The organism is Halorubrum sp. SS7 (assembly GCF_005435055.1).
Lineage (GTDB): Archaea > Halobacteriota > Halobacteria > Halobacteriales > Haloferacaceae > Halorubrum > Halorubrum salinarum.
This window is the reverse complement of record NZ_SGXV01000367.1, coordinates 1-393: the sequence shown is the minus strand read 5'-3', so window position 1 is coordinate 393 and position 393 is coordinate 1. Positions and strand designations below refer to the sequence as shown.

At 64.4% G+C, this 393-nt stretch carries 1 protein-coding gene; it reads right to left on the bottom strand.

All coding sequences use genetic code 11. The features are described 5' to 3' along the window. On the bottom strand, positions 1–393 hold a 393-nt coding region (locus EXE44_RS18425), incomplete at both ends, for an arsenic resistance protein (protein WP_342764974.1).

Below are 393 nucleotides of genomic sequence, written 5' to 3'. Positions count from 1 at the left end.
GTCGATGATCTCGGTGATGTTGTCCTGATCGAGGTCGAACCCGATGTCGGCGGGCACGAGCACGGACAGGTACGCCGGGAGAATCACGATCGCCGCTAACAGGTTGACCGCCATCGCGACCAGCGCCGCCTCGAGGTCGCCGTCGGCGAGGCCCGTCCACGCGGCGGTCATCCCGGAGGTCGGGATGAGCGCGATGAAGTACAGTCCGACGGCGTACTCTATGTCGCCGCCGAAGAAGCCCCGAGAGAGGGCGACCGCGAACAGCGGCGCCGCGCCGAAGTTGATCAGCAGGCTCAACCCCACTGGACCGGCGTGGTCGCGGACGTTGATCACTTCCCGGAGATCGATGTTGATCATCATCGGGTAGATCATCAGGAACAGGATCGGGACGAC